Consider the following 20,010-nt stretch of genomic DNA (forward strand, 5'->3'; position numbering starts at 1 on the left):
GAAATAGACACGACAAATAGCGCTTATCTAATGATTGATATATCCCCTACTATATAAAGACAGCAACCGTGATTATCAAGCACCCAGAACACTAACTAACCACCTACTTTCTTCCGAATACTACGGCATGTCTAACACTGTGTGAGACCATACAACCAAAGCACTTATCATGCTTACTATTTTCTAGCGCTAGTTTTAGATCTATTTACAAGGTAAAGTGTATTGTCATAAATACCTTTTTATAGGTTTACTTATTGATTATTATATTAGGCATTCTTGTTGCCCTTATTATAGTCGTCGCGCTTTTAGTGCCGGAGGGTGTTGACTATACCAAAGCTGTAAAAGAAATTATGTCTCGCTATATCAAAATTCATGTAGCGTTGGTATTTTTTCGTAATCCATTACTCCAGTTGATATTCTTTTATATTGACTATAGAGATCGCTTAGATATCGAAGAAAAGAGGATGTTCAAACGTTATTTTATAACGCAATTTTTTAGCATCTTTATATTTATTACTATAATTTTCATTGTTAAACATTACATTTAAGCTAGCAGAAATTTCATATTTTAGTTGAATCAATCTTATGATGACGCAAACAGTGAATCTAGTAACGACCAAAGACGACGAACAAGTAGCCGTTTGGAAGATTGTGGATAATACAAAAGACGAAACAAAGAGCGATACCCTTACCACCAATACCTTTGCCATAAAAGCGCAAAACATATTTTTGACGCACGGCACGTTTTCGGACAAACAAACCTGTTTGAAAATCGCTGAGTATCTAGCCCGCCTCGGTCATCATTGCTACATCATGGAATGGCGCGGTCATGGCGCAAGCTCAATACCCAAAGAAAAATTCAATTTCGAAACGGTTGCAACCTATGACTATGAAGCGACTTTTCGCTATCTTTTTGAGGAATTAAAACTCGATAATCTACATTGCGTCACCCATAGCGGCGGCGGGGTTGGCTTAACGATGTTTTTGATCCAGCATCCCTGCTATATCGATAAGATTAATAGCGCCAGCATGTTTGCCTGCCAAGCTTATGGCGCTGCAATAAATCCGATAAATCATACTAAAATTCTTGTAGCAAAATTATTCACGCGGCTGGTTGGTTACATCCCTGCTAAAAAAATTAAGCTAGGGCCTATTAACGAAAGCTATCATATGATGAACCAGTGGTATGACTGGAATCTACAAAAAAACTTTAACAGCAGTTTTCTTAAGCAACGTACATTTAATACAGCCAGCATGGATACATACGCCGCTGATGATGCACCTTTAGACTACCGGCAACAGATGCCAAAAATCACGATACCCATCTATGCTATCAGCGCAAAAGGCGACAATTTCATCTCCCCTACTCGTGGTTGTCAGCTGTTTTTTGAACCCTTTAAAAACCCTGCCAATATTTTTCGAGAATACTCGCTCAGCCATGGGGATTTGGACGATTATACGCACAGCCGCATTATGATCAGTCGTAACGCCGCCCACGAAATTTGGCCAACAGTTACCGCGTGGATTGAGCAGCATGCCCGTTAAAATAGCGGTGCGGTTGTAGCCTAACTACAGCATGGTACGGACTATAATCAGAAACCGCACACCTCTAAACATCTTTATACTTGTCAGCGAGTGATGGGCTGTGTCAGTATTGGCGTCATTACTTTTTACTCAATAAATTTTAACCAATGAAATATCCGTAGTAGGAAAGTGGCGTATATGAGCGAATCATCAGAGCAAAGTTCAGCTAAAGAAAACAAACACTATCGTTATTTGGTTTTTATCGGGCGTTTCCAGCCCTTCCATCGTGGACATAAGGCGGTCATCGACGAAGCATTAAAGCGTGCTGATAATGTCATTATGTTGATCGGCTCTGCTAACTTACCGCGTAGTTTACGCAATCCCTTTAGCGTCGCTGAGCGTGCTGCCATGATTAAAGGCGCGTATTCAGCAACAGAAGCAGCACGTATTCACTGCGTTGCTCTAGATGATGCACTCTACAACGACACGCGCTGGCTACAGTACGTGCAAGCAGGCGTGAAGTCTGTCACTGGTGATTTGCAAACTGATATCGGCTTGATTGGTCATTCCAAAGACAGCTCCTCGTATTATTTATCGCTATTCCCCAATTGGGCGTCCGTCTCAGTACCGAGCTATCACAATCTATCCGCCACCCCGATTCGTGATAGCTATCTAATGGGCGCGACCCCGACTCCTGAACGCACGCCTGAGTCGACGCGCAAAGTTCTGAACGATTTCAAAAAAACAGACGAATATCAAAATCTGCACGAAGAAGCGGACTTTATTGATAAATATAAAAGACAGTGGGAATCAGCGCCTTATCCACCAACCTTTATGACAGCAGATGCCCTAATTGTCCAGTCAGGACATATTCTATTGGTTGAGCGCCGCAGCATGCCAGGGCGTGGACTTTGGGCATTACCAGGCGGCTTTTTAAATCCAAAAGAGACCTTATTCGATGCCTGTATCCGTGAGCTACGTGAGGAGACTCGCCTAAAAGTCCCTGAGCCAGTATTGCGCGGCTCTTGTCATAGTCAGCATACCTTTGATGACCCATATCGCTCAGCACGTGGTCGGACGATTACCCAAGCCTTTTATTTTCAACTTAAAAATGACCCAAAAGGCTTGCCAAAAGTTAAAGGCGGCGACGATGCAGCCACGGCTTTTTGGCTACCACTCGCTGAGCTTGACGCCACCATGATGTTTGAAGACCATTATGCAATTATTACTAAAATGGTTGGTTTGTAGGATTTTATCAGACGATTATCCGATTTTTCATTAACAATTTTCCACGCCCAAGCTGATAGACAGCAAGGGCTAACCGCCGTAACTGTTCTTTCATTAACGCAGCTACGGCATCTCAAAGCAGAGGAGTTCTGTGATGTATACCAGCAATTTAAACAATTTAATTCTAAATAGCGACAGCTACAAAACCTCACATTGGGTGCAATACCCAAAAGGTAGTGAGTATCTGTCCAGCTATATTGAGGCGCGTAAAGGCGACTACGATGTGGTGTTCTTTGGCTTGCAAGCCTTTATTAAAGAATATCTAAGCACGCCAATCACTCATCAAGACATTGATGAAGCCGAAATGGTCATTCAAGCACATGGTTTAACCTTTAACCGTGCTGGCTGGGAGCGTTTGGTTGATAAACATGGCGGCTACATGCCACTGCGCATCGAAGCCATACCTGAAGGCAGCATCGTACCAGTATCCAATGTGGTCTGCCAAGTTATCAATACCGATCCAGAGTTTTATTGGCTGCCAAGCTATATCGAGACTGCTTTGCTTCGTGCCATTTGGTATCCATCAACCGTCGCTAGTGTCTCGCATTACTGCAAAGGCATCATTCGTCAAGCGTTAGAAAAATCAGCGGACAATACCGAATCACTCACTTTTCTTTTACATGATTTCGGCTCGCGCGGAGCATCTAGTCAAGAGTCTGTCGCGCTCGGCAGCCTAGCGCATTTGGTGAACTTTGCTGGAACCGATTCGATGACAGCGTTGGTGGCTGCCAGCCGCTGGTATCACATGGATAAGGACATGCCAGCGTTTTCTATTCCTGCCGCTGAGCATAGCACCATGACCGCGTGGGGTCGTGACGGCGAAACCGCTGCTTTTGCCAATATGATTGCGCAGTTTGGCGGCGCTGGTAAAAGCTTCTCAGTGGTCTCTGACAGCTATGACTTATGGAACGCCATCGATAATATCTGGGGCGGCAGCTTAAAAGATGATGTGAAAAATATGGGCGGGACTTTGGTTATCCGACCCGATAGTGGTGAGCCTGCCAAAGTGGTTCGCGAAGCCTTAGAGCGCTTGGCAGTAAAATTTGGAACGACGATTAATAGTAAAGGCTATAAAGTGCTGCCTGATTATGTACGTGTCATCCAAGGGGATGGCATCAGCCCACAAAGCTTAACTAAGATCATTGAAGTGATCATGAAAGCAGGCTTTAGCGCAGATAATGTAACATTTGGTATGGGCGGTGGTCTATTACAACAAGTCAACCGCGACACCATGAGCTGGGCGATGAAAGCCAGCGCTATCTCTATCGATGGCACATGGACAGACATCTATAAAGACCCCATTACCAGCCGCTCTAAACGCTCAAAGAAGGGACGTTTGGCGCTGGTCAAAAACAGCAATGGACAGCTAAAAACCATCAAGGCTGAAGACCTATCTGCAGACGCAGATAACCTACTGCGTGATATTTATGTCGATGGTAAATTATTAATTGAAGACAATCTCACCACTATTCGGGAGCGTGCAGGATGGTAGCAATATGATAAATAGCAATAAAATCGCCTCGGTGGCAAGAGATGTACTGCTTGCTCCTATTTATCTTTATCAAGGGCGCAAAATTAAGCGTGATACGGTACGTCTACCTGAGCCAAATGGTGAAAGGCACGGGCAAGTTCAATTAAATGACACGATTGAATCGCTAAAGGAAGCGCACAAGCGGACATTAAATCTAATGGTCGTTGGCGATTCGGCGGCGGCTGGCGTCGGTAGTGAGACGCAGCAAGAAGCGCTTGTCGGTAACTTAATTCCTGTTTTGACGCAGCAGTTTGCTATCCAAAATCAGTTTGATATACTGAACTGGTCATTGCAAGCGACAACGGGGCATACCAGCTTTGATATCTTGCGTAGGCTTTATGTTCTACTCGCGCCTAGCCAGCCTGTTGATGTGATGGTGCTGAGTGTCGGCGTCAACGACACCACCTCTAAAGTATCGGTGGATAAATGGCAACAGCAAATTGAAAATATCATTGCTATCGCTCAGCGTAAATTTGGTGTGCGAGAGTTGATTTTTTTAAGCCTGCCGCCGATGGCACAGATGCCTGCGATACCTGCCCCGCTAAGTAACTTTGTGGGTGCTAAAGCCTCTATCCTTGATAAGACATTGCAGCAAGTTTGCGCCGCTCATGATAGTGTCACCTACATGGCCACTGACTTTCCACGAATGATAGCAGAGCATTCGAACGGTACTCCAATCGATATCAAAGTGATGTTTGCCAGTGACGGTTTTCATCCTAGCAGCCTCATGTATGGCTATTGGGCGCAGCAACTGTCAGAGTTGATTATACAGTTACTGAACCCTTCCCCTTCCGATGCTGAGTTGACTGATTAAGAACCATTGAGGCGTTACTTCTAAAAACTTAAACAAAAAAAACCGCTGAATAGTCAGCGGTTTTTTTATGTTCTTAATACTATAACTGTGCATGTTTGAGAAAACACATGCTCAAAATAATATCACGCAATAGGTGTGAATTATTCTGCAGCGTCAGTATCAGCAGCTTTCTTACGGCCACCAAATGCACCAAAGCGTTTGTTGAAGCTAGCAACACGACCTTCAGTAGAAGTTTTGCGTTGTTCGCCAGTATAGAATGGATGCGACGCACTTGAGATATCAAGTGGGTAGTATGGATATTCTGACCCTTCGTATTCACGAGTGGTTTTGGTTTTAACGGTTGAACGAGTTAAGAAAAACACGTCAGCGTTAGTGTCATGGAACAAAACTTCTTGGTAATTAGGATGGATATCTTTACGCATAATAAACTCTCTATGTCCGATGTATGTATAGCACTCTTGAACACCATCTTAGACGATGTGTCAAACAAGTCATGACATACGTAACTGAGGCACTAAGGACATTGATAAGTATGGCAGCTGCGTCACTGGCTTATTCCAGCACCCAACACCATTCCTCTGCTCACTTAGCCTTTCCCCAGCGGGAAAATCAAACCGCGATTTTAACGGTTTTTATCGCTAGACGCAAGCAGCAGTTGTGAGTGATATATGTGATAAGTTGTCACCAAAATCTCTATTTTGTTGAGAGGGATACGGTATGTTAGTATAATATTAAATTAATTAAAATAACCAATATACATTTTAAGTTTAGATTTATTTAATAATTTATTTTTGATATTCATCATTTGTTAATGATGATGGATACCGTCTTATTTCGCCTCATTAATCAAGCACCCACTATTTATAAACACTCAGTAAGGACAATATAATGATAAATACTGTTATGAAGAATAGCGCAAAAGCCCTGCTTATCAGCTCAGCACTGGCACTCACCACTGTTGCAGGTGCGGCATTGCCTAATCAATGGCAATTAGACGACTCGCACACCCGTGTGGGATTTTCTGTCAATCATTTAGGGTTTTCGACCACCATGGGTCATTTTAACGACGTCAAAGGGGTCGTTAATTACGATGTTAAAGCACCCAGTAAAACCAATATGAGCTTCACCATTGCAACCGATAGCATTGACACCAATTGGGATGCACGTGATGAGCATTTAAAAAAGGCTGAATTTTTTAACGTCGCCAAATATCCAACCATGACCTTTAAATCAACCAGCGTAAAATTTATAAACCCGCAACAAGCCAAGGTCACAGGTGACTTTACTATGCTGGGTCAAACCAAACCATTAACTTTGGATGTGACTTTGAATAAAATCGCCAACAGCCCTCTTACCAAAGAGCCAGTTATTGGCTTCCGTGCAACGGGTAATATTGATCGCGCAGCCTATGGTATGACAGCTTTCGCAGATGGCATTACCACCAATGTCCCGATCCAAATCGATGGTGAGTTGATAGAGAAAAAAGCGCAAACCAACAAAAAATCTAAATAATTCTAATTTTTAGCCAAGCACAAATCGCTACTTCCTCTACATACTCTAAAAAAAAGCAGCCATTATGATGGCTGCTTTTTTGACAATAATGAATCAACTAACTCGACATTTATATATATTCAATAAATCGCATAAATACTTCCCATTTGCTTGTTAACCTCAGTTTTTATTGTTATATTCATATATACGGATTTACGAATATAAAACATAACACTGAGGGAGCAGAAAGATGGATACAGTACAGGTAGACTTTGCCGAGATAAATAAAGACTGGGATAAAAACATCGCTGATTATCACTTTGATATTTATCACTTATCTGGTTGGATTGCTGCGTCAGCTATTGTCGATAAAGGCACTCCTCAAGGAGTGATTGCCACTTATAACAATAAAAAAATCTTTTTACCTCTCATTATAAGAGAACTCGACTCAGAGCATTGGGATGCGACTTCTACTTATGGTTACGGCGGTCCTGTCATGGATAAGTCTCTCACTGATGCCGAATTAGACATAATATTGGCAGAAGTAAGGGGCTTTCTCTTAGCAAAAGGCTGTGTGTCTTTATTCATGCGACTGCATCCAATCATCAATAAAGAGTGGCTACCAACGGTCGGCAAAGCACTCACTCATGGATTGACATTGATGTCTGACTTGGGTAAATCTGAAGAGGAGCACTGGAGTGAGACTCAAAATCGTCATCGTAGAGGCATTAAAAAAGCCTTAAAAATGGATGTCGTGACAAAAATTGAGCGTTTAACCAGAGACAATGCAGTGATGTTTTCCAATATTTACAAAGAAACGATGGCGCAGGTGAAGGCAGATCAGTACTACTTCTTTGATGATGATTACTTTTTTAATTTGCTCGAAAATTTGCAAGACAGAATACTACTGATAACTGCCTATCAGGATAATAAAGCCATTGGTTCCTCTATCTACACAATCTGTAAAGAATCGGGCATTATGCAATTTCATCTCGGAGGCACGCTCAACGCCTATACCCATCTACAACCTTCCAAACTCATTACCCATGTGGCTCGTGATTGGGGCCGAACCAATCATTATAAATTACTGCATCTTGGCGGCGGTGTAGGCTCTAATCTAGATTCTTTATACGAGTATAAAAAAGGGTTTAGCTCACAAGAGTTATTATTCAAAACCTATAGACTCATCGTTAATCCAGAAAAATACACAGCATTAGTCGCTGATAGCTGGTTCACCGAAAATGATTTACGCTCCGACTTTTTCCCTTTATATAGAAAAGAGCCTACTAAAGAAACTATCTTGGAGACTGAACAAGCTGAAGCTTTGGCAGATATTTGATCTGCGTTATTTTACGATTCTAATCATTCAAGCCAATAAAAAAGCAGCCATTACGATGGCTGCTTTTTTGATGCTAATTGTCTTTCATTTCGGTAGATAATGGGCTTACTTTACTTAGTTTTGATGATATGCCAAACGCCCAGTTTATTGTCGCCATCTTTATCGCCCACCTTTGTATCATTGGCATAGAAATATAACGGTTTACCATTTACCGCCCATTGATACTTGCCATCTTCGCGTTGAAATGCTGCAAACTGCCCTGACGCTTTGGCATTACTCGGTGCCATAAATGCGGGCCAAGCAATTAGACAGGCACTACCACACTCTGATTTGTTCATCCCATCTTTGTCAAAGGTATATAAGGTCATGTGATTGCTTGCATCGACTAACATGCCGTTTTTACTCGCGACTGGCGCGGTATTTTTATTGGTGGCTTGTACATCATGCATGCCAGAATCATCATTGCCGAATACATTGTTTAACGTAGTACAACCAGTAAGCGTTAAAACACCGGTGAGAGCCGATAATATAAGCATACGTTTCATAATAACTTCCTTGTCATTTTGATTGTGATTATGATTGTCATCATAAATTTCTATTTGGATTTTTCTCATCGTCAGACTATTTAAGCAGCAAAAAAACCTATCGCTGACTTCAAGCAGTTTTAATATAGCATATGCAACAGCGCAGTCGTTTCTATCCCTATATAAATTTACAAAAGCTTATGTATTTGCAAATTGGTTAAACTGGCATAGCCATTCATTGACAAAACTCACGTATCTACTTACGTATTTGCCGTCATATTGGTTGTCATTTTTCGTAGAATACTCTATACACATTAAGAATTACTACACAATGACAAATATGACCCTTGCGGCTTCATATGCATATTGAACTTGACGTCCTTTGCACGCATATCAATAGTTATAAACGGCTTAGAACAACATCCATTAGGACAAATTTTTTAAAATAAGACTCTAGAATAAAACATTTAACAAATACACCGAGCATGACCTGCTGTAACTGCTACTAAGGATATAACAACGACAATGACTCACTCTTTCATTAAAAACCCAGTGAAAAACCAAGCGCACTCTGCCAAACGTGTCGGTATTCTTGGTGGTGGTACGGCAGGAGCAACCATTGCTATCCGCCTTGCGGCATTGGGGCTTGAAACTTATGTATTTGAAAAAAACAAATCGCTGATTGATGGTCCACCGATGTGTCACTTGCATGCTGGCGGCAATCTATACCGCGAAATTCCTGATGAAGATTGTGTGGCTCTCCTCAAACAATGTATCGATATATTGCGCCTTTATCCTTATACCATCGATGTTCGCCCAACAGTATTTGCCGTGCCAACCCGCGATGAAGGCTTGCCAGAAGATTTGCTACCACGTCTTGATATCTTGACTGATGCGTATCGTAAGCTTATCGCTGAAGATGCTAATAACAAAGTGTTGGGCGAACCTGAAAACTATTATCAGCTTTATAGCCATGAGCAACTCATTGCGCTGTCAGAACGTGAGCAAGTCGCAGTGCCGCGGTCGGTTGATGAATGGATGATACCAGTAGCTAAGTATTTGGACTTAAATAAAGTCAAGTTTCCACTGATTGTCGTGCAAGAGTATGGCTGGAATATTTTTCGCTTGGCGGCCTCTGCGCAATTGGCATTAGCAGATTATGAGCATGCCCACGTCTTTACAGATACGCAGGTTAAGCAAGTCATGCCTGTTGATTGTGAAAATTGCTCAAACGCAGACCATCATGTTACTAAATGGCGTATTGATTATCAACAATCTGCCAGCTCTGAAACTCAGCTTACAACCGAATCTGAGACCAAAAATACAACCGAATCTATCGAAGTGGATTATTTAATCAACGCTTGCGGTTTTCGTACGGGCGTCATCGACGATATGGTCGGGGTCAAAGTCACGCGTATGGTCGAGTTTAAATCGTCTTATATTACCCACTGGGATGATACTGGCGGACAGATACCAGAGATTATCGTTTATGGCAGTCGCGGCACACCTGAAGGCATGGCACAACTCACGCCTTACCCCGGTGGTTATTTTCAAATACATGGCATGAGCAAATTTATCACGCTATTCGATGATGGCTTGGTCGCCTCTAGCAAAGACAGCGCCCAACCTAAGCTGCCGCCACAGTATGTGCACTACATCGAAGATGGCTGGGATAAAGCACCGTTACAAGCGCGTAGTCAGCAAGCGATTGATTATGTAGCGGAGTTTGTACCGACCTTCCATAGCGCACGTACGGTCGGTAACGCGCTATATGGTGGGCAGCAAATTCCCGGTGAGGACGATACGCTGCGAGTGGCTGATGTAAGCTTGTACTCTAATATTCGCTATGCTCGTGCGGAAAACGTCAAAGCATCATCAACTTTGATTGCTGCCGATCAAATCGTTGATGAATTGACTGAACTTGGCTTAATCGATCATGACACGCCAGCCAACCGCAATCGTTATGCTCATAATTGGGCGTATTTAACAAAACACGATAGCATGGCGATTGATGAAGTCGCGCGTACACTGGCTGAGCAACGAGGCTTTCCATTGGCAATGGCTGATGTGAATCACGGTATTGGCGAGACAACTTTAAAGGGTTTCAACACGGTTAATGATGCAGGTGCTACTGAGATATAAAAAGCGTTCTATTAAAAATTGAACAAAAAAAAGGAGAGAAGGGCTAATGATCAGCCCTTCTCTCCTTTTTTATAGATGAAATATTTATATATAAAAGTATTCATCTATAGAAATATGTACTCTTAATTACCAGCCATTTTTTCGGTATCGACTGCATCGTCTATTTTTACGACTGTTTTTAATAGCTCAATGGCTTCATTAATCGTGTTACATACTACCAAACGCTCCAGATCTTCTTGTTTCATAAAACCTTGGTCAGCCGTATATTTTAAGTGCTCGATCATACGATCATAGAAACCATTGATATTCAGAATAATCATCGGTTTTTCATGTTGATATAGCTGACGCCACGTAGCGATTTCCATAATTTCTTCTAAGGTACCAAGCCCGCCCGGCAAGGTAATAAAAGCATCCGCGTACTCTGCCATCACGGTTTTACGGGTGTGCATGGTATCGGTTAAATGCAGACGAGTCAGCTGCTCATGAGCAATTTCGTGCTTGAGCATAAAGGTTGGAATCACACCGACCGCTTGCGCACCGCCTTGAATCACCTCATCTGCAACGGCACCCATCAGCCCGATGCTCGCGCCGCCGTAGACCAAACCCATGCCATTGTCGGCAAGCGCACTACCCAACTCGCGGGCTGCCTGCTCGTAGACTTCATTATTGCCCAAACGCGAACCACAATAAACCGCTACCAACGGCATCGTTAACGTTGATTTATCCACTGCTTTTTCAATATTGGTAATGTCTTGACTGGTAATGACTTCATAAGTGTCATTGTTAATTTTCATTTGCATATAGCTTCCTTAATTTTTATATCGATTGTTTTTGTTAAATACTCGTTAAAACCCTAATGGATAATACCACCCAAGATAAATAGCATAGAACTTGAAAGTCACAATTGAACGCCTTGCTTGCCAGCATTTATCTTAACATAAGCGATGCTATCAGGTGGCTATCAGCTAATTTAAGCGTTTTATCACTACGTAATGACTACATTTTAAGAGCAGATTGTTGATAAATAATTGCAAATAAATAACCACTCCACACCGCATAGAACCCTAACAATATGAAGGTTAAAGCATGGAAAATAAACAGTATCAGACGGATATTTATTCACTGAGTATCATGACTGAGCGCAATCAGGCATTGGCAGCGACTGTCTATCGCCCTAAAAATGAGGTAAAAAAAGCGGTTATGCTCGCGCCAGCAACGGGTATCAAGCGCCAGTTTTATCACAATTTTGCCACTCACTTAGCAGAAAATGGCTTTGGTGTACTAACCTTTGACAATGAAGGCATCGGTAAATCGCTGTCGTCTGCATTGGCTAAATGCGATGCATCGCTGATTAGCTGGGGTCGCCATGATATGCCAGCCGTCCTTGATGCGTTGCAAGATGAATTTTCCAACGCCACTTATCATTTAATTGGTCATAGCGCTGGCGGTCAGCTGATTGGTTTGATGCCAAATTATAGTGCGCTCGCTTCAGTGTTCAATGTCGCCTGCTCATCAGGTCGTATTAAAAACATGAGCATGCCCTATAAACTCAAAGCGATGGGTTTTATGGATGCCTTTATTCCACTCGCCAACTTGACGTTAGGGTACACGCCGTCAGATAAAATTGGTATGGGCGAACCGCTACCACGGGGCGTGTCTCGGCAGTGGCGCGAATGGTGTAATGGCGCAGGCTATATCAAAACAGCCTTTGGCAAAAGTATACAAACGCACTTTTACAATGACATTACTATGCCATCATTATGGCTGGGGTTTAGTGATGATGACATTGCCAATAGCAAAAATATGGATGATATGATTCGTGTTTTTACTAAAATGCCAGTCGAAAAACAGTTTTTAGATCCCAAAGACTGTGGTCTAAACAGCATCGGTCATATGCGCTATTTTAGTAGCAGAACCAACACTAAAGCACCGCAGCTTTGGCAAATGGCAGTTGATTGGCTAGCTAAGCAGCAATAAGTTCGGTTTAGTTAATCCATTCAAGTGCAATTCTATTTAGTCTTGCGTACTTTTTGCTGCCTGTTCTACTTTGACACGCTTGGTTAAGGCAGAATAAAGCGACGGCTGCATATTGTGGATATTACCCAGCATCCATTTTACGTAGCTGATGGGCACGTCTTTAATCAGCGTGCCTTTATGTTTGCCAAAGGGCATTTTGCTCACTGGATTGGCTTTATTAGCGATAGCATGGACAACAGCAAAATCCGTCGGTGCTATGGCTAGGCGCTCACAACACGCCTGATAAAGCAGATAACACATACGCGCATCACCTAGCGCATCATGAGCGGCAATCGTCATCCTACTTGCTTCCTCTTTGCCTAATAATTGCTCGATACATTTGGACTGACCATAAGCACTCCACTCTGGAAAAGCCACACGCGCCAGCCGAACCGTACATATCAACTTAGTAGACGGACTGCCAATAACCCGCCAATCAAAGCGGACATTATGACCAATCAAATACTGCGGCAACTCAAATGCCTCTAAATCAAAGCGCTCAAGACCAGCGACATCCTCATCGGTGATACCATGAATTCTAATGACAACTGGTGATATCGAACGACCACTATTAAAGTACTTCATCCACTCCAAACCCGTCATTACATTAATAGTCGCCACTTGAATCGGACGCGGATCACGACCTTGATCGGTTTCGGTATCGATAATCAGCGCAGTGTCAGTCATAAAAGTTCAGCCATAGATAACAATAATAGATAGCAATAATAGATAGCAATAATAGATAGCAATAATAGATAGCAATAATAGATAGCAACATTGGTATTTTATGTAACGTTTTAAAAATACGTAAAATTTAAAAGAAACGTTATGTTTATGGGGATAAAAACCTGAGATAACAATGGCATACAAAGAATAGACGACTTCACTTATATAATAATAAGAAAAACTAATTTAAAAAACTAAAGAGAGATAGATGCCAGCAGATAGCAGTAACCCGCAATCAAAGCCAAAGAAAAGGCCAACCTTTTTAAGCCGTGTACTCAGTGTGCTCATTAAAGCGGCTATATTGTTGATGCTATTATTTGTATTTGATAGGCTCTTACCCAGTATCAGCCAACAAACTCAGTCATTTGTAATAGCAAAATGGCAACAGCTCAGTTTGTTACAGCAAGAACTACCGACGGAAAACTGCTTACCCAGTCCACTTCCAGAACAACATCTAACAGATACATGGGGCGCTGCACGCAGTCAAGGTCGCAGTCATGAAGGTATCGATATCTTTGCCCCACGAGGCACACCAATACGAGCCACGACACAAGGCATCGTCAGCAAAGTTGGTGAAAATACGTTAGGCGGTCGTGTGGTGGTCGTGGTTGGACCAGGCGGCGCAGGGCATTATTATGCGCATTTAGAAGATTATGCAGATATTAGTCCAAACGACTGGGTCGATGCTGGCGATATCATCGGCTACGTCGGCGACAGTGGTAATGCAAAAGGTACGCCGCCACATGTGCATTATGGTATTTATATCAATGGTAGTGCAGTGAACCCCTATCCACTTTTACAAAAAGATTAGGGTATCGCAGCTGATCTAATGTGGGCAGCTGGAAATACCATACTGAACGTCGAGCCCAGCCCTTCTACTGATTCAATTTGTAAATTAGCCTCATGCTGATATAAAACGTGTTTAACGATTGCCAAACCTAGCCCTGTGCCGCCAGTCGCCCGACTACGACCTTTATCAATACGATAAAAGCGCTCCGTCAACCGTGCGATATGCTCAGGTGCAATACCAATACCGTTGTCTTCGACGGCAAATCGGCAACCTTCTGACGTTTTTGTCCAGCTAATGGCGATATTACCGCCCTTGGGCGTGTATTTGATGGCATTAATCACCAGATTAGAAAGCGCGCTATTTAGATACATCTCTGAGCCATACAGTCCGTCATAAGTGTCTATCTGCAAGTGAATGGTATGCCCATATTCTTGATTGTACGCTTGCGCATCATCATAAACATGGGTCAGCAGCTTGGTCATATCAATATAACTGAGCTCATGGGTTTCTTCGATTTCGATGCGAGATAACAGCAATAAGTCATTTACAATTCTATTCATACGCGCAGTCTGTTGGCTCATCAGCTCAAACCCGCGCTTCCAATGCGGCGGCATATCTGGCTGATCCGAAAAATTTTCTAGATAACCCATCATGACGGTCAACGGTGTGCGTAACTCATGCGAGACATTCGCCACAAAATCGCGGCGCATCTCCTCCAAATGATGCAAGCGCGTCACATCATAAATAATGAGCAGCTTCTCATCGCCAAAAGGCGTGAGCTCACACTTTAAATAACGCTTGGGCGCGCGCCACGAGACAATGTGCACACCATCCTGAGCACCATCGTTAGGGTTGGTCGTCGCCTGATAATACTGACGAAATTCAGGCGCACTGATAAAGTCAAAAATGCACTTACCTTTATCTGATAATTGTAACAACATTAAATCTTCGGCGGCCTGATTCCACCATTCGAGCCCATCATCGTCATTGAGCAAAACCACCGCATCACGCAATGCGCGTAGTGCGCTTCTAATTTTTTTGAGTTGATCTGTTGTATTCTGCTGAGTTGCTAGCAGTGACTTATTTTGTTGGTCGCCTTGAGCCGATATTAGGGTGTTCATCCATCATCCTTATCACTATTCGCCGTTTTTCACTGTGCTGCGATTAACATACTGCTTTTATAGCGAATAAAAACCGTCAGTTAAATTGGTTCAATAAAGCTAGAAAATCGATAGCCTGTCCCGCGTACTGTCTGTATCAACGTATCACATTGATGCGGTCGTAGTAATGTCCGCAAACGTTTGATATGCACATCAATGGTTCTATCTTCGATATATACATTACCGCCCCATACTTGGTCTAGCAGCTGCGTCCGCGTATAGGCACGCTCTGGATGACTCATAAAAAATGCCAGTAATCGATATTCCGTAGGACCAACATCAACCACTTTACCAGCCGCTGTCACCCGCTGACTTTTGGGATCAAGGCTCAGATTGCCGATTTCGATAGGTTTATCACTACTGAGCGCGTTACTACGCCGCAATACTGCTTTGATTCTGGATATTAACTCTCGTGTCGAAAAAGGCTTGGTCATATAATCATCAGCACCAGCATCAAGGCCATGCACCTTGCTGTCCTCTTCACTTTTAGCCGTCAACATAATGACTGGTATCTCAGCGAGTAGCTCATCGTTTTTGAGCAGTCGACAAAAATCAATGCCACTTTTATCGCCGGGCAGCATCCAATCTAGCAAAATCAGCGCCGGGCGGTGATCGACCACTTGTTGGTGCGCCTCAGATACATCTGCTGCCTGCAGACTATCAAATCCCGCCATCTCTAGCGTCATGACGATCATTTCACGAATCGCAGGTTCATCTTCAACAATCAAAATTTGCTCATTATACATACGGCATTCTCAGTGTTAGAGGACAACATTTAGCTGACAAAAAGGCGATAAATGCTCGCCTGCTGCTCCCTATTAAACGGGGTAATTATGACAGTTTAATGACATTCAACTTTTAAGCGGTTCATAAGTCTAATGACGGCTAATGCTTGGTTTACTCAATTTACTTCTAACAAGAAATTCAATGGCCCATCATTGACGCTCGACACTTGCATATTGGCACCAAATTGACCAGTTGCCACGTTTGGATGTTGCGTGTTGGCATAGGCGACCAATTGCGCAAACAATGCTTGCGCCGCATCAGGTGCCATCGCACCACCAAAGTCAGGGCGGCGACCCTTGTCTGTTTTTGCCATTAGCGTAAACTGTGATACCAATAACAGTCCACCACCAACTTGCTGGACGTTTTTATCCAGTTTGCCGTACTTGGCAGGATCATCGTCATTGTCAAAAATACGATAGGTGAGGATTTTATCCACCATGCGCTGGGCGCTTGTTAGGTCGTCATCAGGCCCTAAACCAATATAAGCCAATATGCCTTGCTCAATCGTACCAACACACTGCGCATCGACGGTGACACTAGCATGGCGTACGCGCTGTATAAGTGCTTTCATTTACGGATTCCTTACCAATTATGCCCATACAATAATACGCCGTCCATGATAAAATACGGCCATTCTCTTGCTTATTAATTATTACATCACACCCTATTTTGGTAGCCTCATTATGAATGTATTCACTACTTTACAACAGCTTGTCCCGCAGCAGCAACTGAGTAAAGTTGCTGGGCGCCTAGCCGCTAGCCGCCATCCTTATGTTAAACGCACGTTTATCCGCAGCTTTGCTAAAGCCTACAACGTCAGCTTGGACGAGTATGAGCGCCAAAGTCTCAACGCCTATGAGAGCTTTAATGATTTTTTTACTCGTGAGCTAAAAGAAGACGCGCGCCCTATCGACATAACGCCTAATGGTATCGTCAGTCCTGCCGATGGTATTATCTCGCAGTTGGGTCAAATTGACGACCATAAATTGCTCCAAGCAAAAGGTCGCTATTATGACGTTGGTCAACTGCTTGCTGACAGTGAAGATGGCCGCTATTTTGCGGATGGGAGTTTTGCAACGGTTTATCTTGCCCCCAGTAACTATCACCGTGTACATATGCCCTTCGCCGGCACTCTGACCAAAACCCGTTATGTACCGGGTACGCTGTTTTCGGTCAACAATACTACGGCGGCGAACGTGCCAGACTTATTTGCGCGTAATGAACGCTTGGTTTGTCTGTTTGATACAGCATATGGTAAAGCAGCGGTGGTGATGGTTGGGGCGATGATTGTCGCTGGTATCGAAACGGTGGCAACTGGTAAAATTGCCCGCACTGATGATATTCAAGAAGCTGAGCACAATATGAGCTTTGAGAAAGGCGATGAGCTGGGTCGTTTTTATTTAGGCTCAACCGCAATTGTCATTCTACCAAAAGGCGCAAAAGCAGATTGGCAAGACAGTATGAAAGCCGATAGTGTGGTAAAAATGGGACAGCTACTAGGGACTACTAACGCTTAATAATTGAGCGATTTAATGACTTAAAAAAGCTCAGTCCAGCATCCTAATCTATGTTGAACTGAGCTTTTTATTGTGGGTAATTATCTTATCGCAACATACTAGTTAATAAAGAAAGTAGTCAATAACGAAAGTGCTTGAGAATAGGATAAGCAAATAAGATGTTTTCTTCTTGCGTACCGCGTCCGATATTGTGAATAATCAGCGGTGTACCATCCGCAGCGACTTTATCGGAGACAATACCTGTATGCGGCAAATTACCATTCGGTAGCCGCCACGTCACCACATCCCCTGCTTGAAAACTGGCTTTATCAGTCGTCGATAATGTCTTTGCGTGACGCGCAAAAAACACTTCAAGATTGGGCACTCGGCGATGATCGATATTCTTATCGGTTGATTTCAGCCCCCAAGTCTTTGGATAAGCCGACCAATTTGACATCATATCATGGTTGACTAATTGCTGTAGATCTATATTTTGCAAGCGATAAGCACGGACGATAACATCGGTACAGACGCCAGTTTCTATCGGCACATCGCCACGCGGAAAATCCAACTTGCGGTAAGCAGGATCATAGCTGGCGGTAATGCCGATCTGTTTTTTGGCATCGTGCGCCAGTTTATCACCATTACTAATAGGTGCGGCAGCCTGAGTTAGTTGCGCCAAAGTTAATAGGCTAACAAAGACGAGCGATTTAGCGAAAACCTTATAAGTGCCAGTGACTCTCATTTAACAATCTCTCTATATAATGTACTTAATCGCTCATTTAGCTAATTCTAAATACTTTAATATTTAAAGAATACAAATATTTGCAAACATGTAAACGGCAAAATGATGGCTTTACTTAAGCATCAATCAACCATCCTTGCTGAGTCGCATAGTCGATATTTTTTGATAGCCAATCATGAATGGGAGGAAAGCTGTCTTTGATAAAAGCAAGTGCTGTAGTCACTTGCGAGCACGTGACGTTAGCATCAATCCACGTTTTTCCATTGGTATTTAAATTCAATAAAAAAGGCAATAAGCGATCAACCACTCTGAGCAGCTGGGTTTCTTTACTACTACCCGTCTCCTGTTCTTCCCAAACCTCATTTAAATCCATGATGCCATTGCCATGCTCAGCTTGCAATCGAGCAATGCCTGCACGTTCTTCAATGTGCGCCTCGCTACGACTGTTTGCGAATAAAAACGTATCGCCTGCGTCAATCTCACCCAAGTCATGTACCAATGCCATCTTGAGTAGTTTTTCATGATTGACATCTAGCTCAAACTGTTCAGCAATAGACCAGCACGCCATGGCTAAATGCCATGAATGTTCGGCAGAGTTTTCTTTGCGTGTGGTATGCGTCACATAGCTACGACGATTGATACGTTTAAGCGCATCAAGCTCTAATAAGAAATGAGTAACATGATCTATATCAATGTTTGAGGCAAGCGTTGGGTTGGTTAATAAAAGGGGTTTGGTTGATGGCATAAATTTTCTCTTAATTTTTCTACGAATATATAGCGCTTCATTTTACCTTTACGCATAAGCAAGTATTATACATTTTATGAGCGCTATAAAAGAGAATGACAGAATAGCGTTAATGAGCGTCACCATTATAAAAAAATAGCGCTTATGTGAGTAAGCGCTATCGGTTCTATCTTGAATAAAAGAACTATTTAATCAAGTTACTAATGGTTTTAAAAGCAGGGTCTTTACTACTGCGGCATAACTCAAATAGAATGGTTTCAACTGTGGTAATCACGCCACCAGCACGGCGAATACGGCGAATTGCTTGCTTTTTATCATACGGAAAACGAGAACCCACCGCATCCCCAATAATAACCGGCTGCATACCATTATCTAGCAAATCAAGCGCTGTTTGTAGTACACAGACATGTGTCTCTACGCCAAATAGCAAAACAATACTTCGATTTTGCTGTGCTAAATAATGCCACGAATCATCATTATCACAAGCGCTAAAAGTAACCTTTTCAAAGCTTTTGGCGTTATCGCCTTCTAACACCTCGCGTATTTCAGGTAGCGTATCGCCGAGCCCTTTTTTATACTGTTCATTGAGCATGATAGGAATATTCAGTGCTTGCAGACCCTTAATAAGCGTCACTGTTTTTTTAACGATGTTTTCATGGTCATAAATATGCGGTGTTAAGCGTTCTTGAACATCGATTATCATCGCTTGGGTATTTTCGCGAGCGATTCGATAGGTACGGTCGGTAATCATAGTAGACATGGCACACTCCTTGTACGGCTGACTTTATTGTTAAAGGCTATGTTAATTTTATCATTGATATTGTCTTTATTAGCCTTACTCTTATTTAGTCATAGTTTGCTGAGGGCGTCAATGGAGATAGTCTCTAATAATGA

Annotated in this window: 20 protein-coding genes; 10 read left to right on the forward strand and 10 right to left on the reverse strand. The window is 42.8% G+C overall.

All coding sequences use genetic code 11. The features are described 5' to 3' along the window. The first annotated feature begins 585 nt into the window (after positions 1-585). The 4 genes from JMW64_RS11990 (at position 586) to JMW64_RS12005 (ending at position 5,156) form a co-directional block, all read left to right on the forward strand. Complete coding sequence (locus tag JMW64_RS11990; RefSeq protein WP_201554851.1) at positions 586-1,545, forward strand: alpha/beta fold hydrolase; 960 nt, start codon at positions 586-588, stop codon at positions 1,543-1,545. Positions 1,546-1,722: 177 nt separating this feature from the next. Further along, a complete protein-coding gene (locus JMW64_RS11995; RefSeq protein ID WP_201554852.1) occupies positions 1,723-2,772 on the forward strand; it encodes a bifunctional nicotinamide-nucleotide adenylyltransferase/Nudix hydroxylase in 1,050 nt (349 codons plus the stop codon). Between the two features lie 133 nt (positions 2,773-2,905). Further along, positions 2,906-4,303, forward strand: coding sequence for a nicotinate phosphoribosyltransferase (locus JMW64_RS12000; protein WP_193008923.1), 1,398 nt, complete (start codon positions 2,906-2,908; stop codon positions 4,301-4,303). A gap of 4 nt (positions 4,304-4,307) precedes the next feature. After that, positions 4,308-5,156, forward strand: coding sequence for an SGNH/GDSL hydrolase family protein (locus JMW64_RS12005; protein ID WP_193008922.1), 849 nt, complete (start codon positions 4,308-4,310; stop codon positions 5,154-5,156). A gap of 140 nt (positions 5,157-5,296) precedes the next feature. On the opposite strand, the gene JMW64_RS12010 is transcribed toward JMW64_RS12005, so the two are convergent. Continuing rightward, the gene (locus JMW64_RS12010) at positions 5,297-5,578 is read right to left on the reverse strand and encodes a type B 50S ribosomal protein L31 (RefSeq protein WP_011281173.1); all 282 of its coding nucleotides are present in this window, start codon (positions 5,576-5,578) and stop codon (positions 5,297-5,299) included. Positions 5,579-6,044: 466 nt separating this feature from the next. Between JMW64_RS12010 and JMW64_RS12015 the strand changes: the two genes are divergently transcribed. Together JMW64_RS12015 and JMW64_RS12020 are read left to right on the forward strand one after the other, a co-directional pair. Continuing rightward, positions 6,045-6,668, forward strand: coding sequence for a YceI family protein (locus JMW64_RS12015; RefSeq protein WP_193008921.1), 624 nt, complete (start codon positions 6,045-6,047; stop codon positions 6,666-6,668). 229 nt (positions 6,669-6,897) lie between these two features. After that, positions 6,898-7,986: a peptidoglycan bridge formation glycyltransferase FemA/FemB family protein gene (locus tag JMW64_RS12020; RefSeq protein WP_193008920.1), complete on the forward strand. Its 1,089-nt coding sequence runs from the start codon at positions 6,898-6,900 to the stop codon at positions 7,984-7,986. Between the two features lie 110 nt (positions 7,987-8,096). On the opposite strand, the gene JMW64_RS12025 is transcribed toward JMW64_RS12020, so the two are convergent. Beyond that, positions 8,097-8,531, reverse strand: coding sequence for a COG4315 family predicted lipoprotein (locus JMW64_RS12025; protein ID WP_193008919.1), 435 nt, complete (start codon positions 8,529-8,531; stop codon positions 8,097-8,099). A 504-nt stretch (positions 8,532-9,035) separates the two neighbouring features. On the opposite strand from JMW64_RS12025, the gene JMW64_RS12030 reads away from it, so the two are divergent. Next, positions 9,036-10,652: an FAD-dependent oxidoreductase gene (locus tag JMW64_RS12030; RefSeq protein WP_201554853.1), complete on the forward strand. Its 1,617-nt coding sequence runs from the start codon at positions 9,036-9,038 to the stop codon at positions 10,650-10,652. Between the two features lie 122 nt (positions 10,653-10,774). On the opposite strand, the gene JMW64_RS12035 is transcribed toward JMW64_RS12030, so the two are convergent. Then, positions 10,775-11,452: an LOG family protein gene (locus tag JMW64_RS12035; protein ID WP_045455284.1), complete on the reverse strand. Its 678-nt coding sequence runs from the start codon at positions 11,450-11,452 to the stop codon at positions 10,775-10,777. Between the two features lie 286 nt (positions 11,453-11,738). Between JMW64_RS12035 and JMW64_RS12040 the strand changes: the two genes are divergently transcribed. Beyond that, positions 11,739-12,629: an alpha/beta hydrolase family protein gene (locus JMW64_RS12040; RefSeq protein ID WP_201554854.1), complete on the forward strand. Its 891-nt coding sequence runs from the start codon at positions 11,739-11,741 to the stop codon at positions 12,627-12,629. Between the two features lie 36 nt (positions 12,630-12,665). Here JMW64_RS12040 and JMW64_RS12045 read toward each other — a convergent pair whose 3' ends face one another. Beyond that, positions 12,666-13,355: a putative quorum-sensing-regulated virulence factor gene (locus JMW64_RS12045; protein WP_201554855.1), complete on the reverse strand. Its 690-nt coding sequence runs from the start codon at positions 13,353-13,355 to the stop codon at positions 12,666-12,668. Positions 13,356-13,602: 247 nt separating this feature from the next. On the opposite strand from JMW64_RS12045, the gene JMW64_RS12050 reads away from it, so the two are divergent. Further along, positions 13,603-14,205 carry a M23 family metallopeptidase gene (locus JMW64_RS12050; protein ID WP_201554857.1) on the forward strand — a complete coding sequence of 201 codons (603 nt, stop codon included), beginning with the start codon at positions 13,603-13,605 and terminating at the stop codon, positions 14,203-14,205. Here JMW64_RS12050 and phoR read toward each other — a convergent pair. The 3 genes from phoR to dtd all read right to left on the reverse strand — a co-directional run bounded on the left by phoR (position 14,202) and on the right by dtd (position 16,701). Then, on the reverse strand, positions 14,202-15,305 hold the full coding sequence (gene phoR / locus JMW64_RS12055; protein WP_060491897.1) for a phosphate regulon sensor histidine kinase PhoR: 1,104 nt from the start codon (positions 15,303-15,305) through the stop codon (positions 14,202-14,204). The genes JMW64_RS12050 and phoR overlap by 4 nt on opposite strands. Before the next feature lie 80 nt (positions 15,306-15,385). After that, a complete protein-coding gene (gene phoB, locus JMW64_RS12060; RefSeq protein WP_055125876.1) occupies positions 15,386-16,090 on the reverse strand; it encodes a phosphate regulon transcriptional regulator PhoB in 705 nt (234 codons plus the stop codon). 155 nt (positions 16,091-16,245) lie between these two features. Next, positions 16,246-16,701: a D-aminoacyl-tRNA deacylase gene (dtd, locus tag JMW64_RS12065; RefSeq protein ID WP_201554859.1), complete on the reverse strand. Its 456-nt coding sequence runs from the start codon at positions 16,699-16,701 to the stop codon at positions 16,246-16,248. Between the two features lie 112 nt (positions 16,702-16,813). Here dtd and asd point away from each other — a divergent pair, with 112 nt between their 5' ends. Further along, a complete protein-coding gene (gene asd / locus JMW64_RS12070) occupies positions 16,814-17,647 on the forward strand; it encodes an archaetidylserine decarboxylase (RefSeq protein ID WP_201554861.1) in 834 nt (277 codons plus the stop codon). A gap of 118 nt (positions 17,648-17,765) precedes the next feature. Here asd and JMW64_RS12075 read toward each other — a convergent pair whose 3' ends face one another. The 3 genes from JMW64_RS12075 to JMW64_RS12085 form a co-directional block, all read right to left on the reverse strand. Next, positions 17,766-18,371: a DUF1287 domain-containing protein gene (locus JMW64_RS12075; RefSeq protein ID WP_201554863.1), complete on the reverse strand. Its 606-nt coding sequence runs from the start codon at positions 18,369-18,371 to the stop codon at positions 17,766-17,768. 115 nt (positions 18,372-18,486) lie between these two features. Next, positions 18,487-19,116 carry an HD domain-containing protein gene (locus tag JMW64_RS12080; RefSeq protein ID WP_201554865.1) on the reverse strand — a complete coding sequence of 210 codons (630 nt, stop codon included), beginning with the start codon at positions 19,114-19,116 and terminating at the stop codon, positions 18,487-18,489. Between the two features lie 184 nt (positions 19,117-19,300). Then, positions 19,301-19,876: an isochorismatase family protein gene (locus JMW64_RS12085; protein WP_201554866.1), complete on the reverse strand. Its 576-nt coding sequence runs from the start codon at positions 19,874-19,876 to the stop codon at positions 19,301-19,303. Positions 19,877-20,010: the final 134 nt, after the last annotated feature.

Source organism: Psychrobacter immobilis (assembly GCF_904846065.1).
Classification (GTDB): Bacteria; Pseudomonadota; Gammaproteobacteria; order Pseudomonadales; family Moraxellaceae; genus Psychrobacter; species Psychrobacter immobilis_H.